The organism is Oleiphilus sp. HI0061, from assembly GCF_001635675.1.
On record NZ_LWFE01000320.1, the window covers coordinates 1 to 836 of the forward strand.

The following is an 836-nucleotide window of genomic DNA, read 5'->3' on the forward strand; positions in this document are numbered from 1 at the left end:
TAGCTTTGTTTTTCTGCCATACCAAAATGAGCAAGAGGCTCATCAAAACTAAGAAAACCACCTCCAAGAACTTGCTGAGATAACTGCGCCGCGCTTTCATCTTCAAGAGAATGACCGAGCAATTGCACGCTGGAGCCCAATACCGTTTGCCCATTAAGTCTTAGATCGATCAATATACCCGGCTCTCGAGTCTGATTGATGAAGACGCCATGGTCGGCAGCAACTCGTTGGGAGATGATATCGAGATCACCATCCCGGTCAAAATCAACCGTCACAAAGCTCGGGGTATTTAGATAATCTTCCAAGCCCATTTCCGCTTCTGCTCGGTACATTCCTTCGCCATGCTTATTCATATACAAAACATTGGTCTGGGTACGCCGCCCTGCTCCACCAAACATATAACCGTTGCCAACATAAATATCGTTCCAGCCATCATTATTCAAGTCTGCTATCTTGCTGTGCCAACTCCAATAACTTTCTGATACAGCCCAGTCTTCAGCAAGTTCTTGCCAGCCGCCCATCGAGGACATAGACAAGACATTGCGCTGAACACCCTTAGGGTATAGTGAATAGTTGATAGCTTGCTTTGGGGGAATTACTTTACTGGCAGCTCGGCATAAAGACTCAGCCACTTTGTTTTCCTGAGTCATGAGACTACAAATATCGTCTTGCCTTGATTGCCTGGCCAGTTGAATAAGCTGCGCCTGAAGACAGTCTTGTTTTCTCTTGCTCTCAGCCAAATATTGACAGGTACCAACTTGCCCAGATTTGACAGCCTGATCAAGTGAAAGCAAAGCTCTACACGCCTGTAAGTCTGCAATGCCAGCCTGCTGACA

1 protein-coding gene is annotated in these 836 nt (G+C 46.5%); it reads right to left on the minus strand.

Features of this window, described 5'->3' with window-relative positions:
• A partial coding sequence (locus A3735_RS29465; RefSeq protein WP_156499395.1) for a VCBS repeat-containing protein occupies positions 1-836 on the minus strand: 836 nt, incomplete at both ends.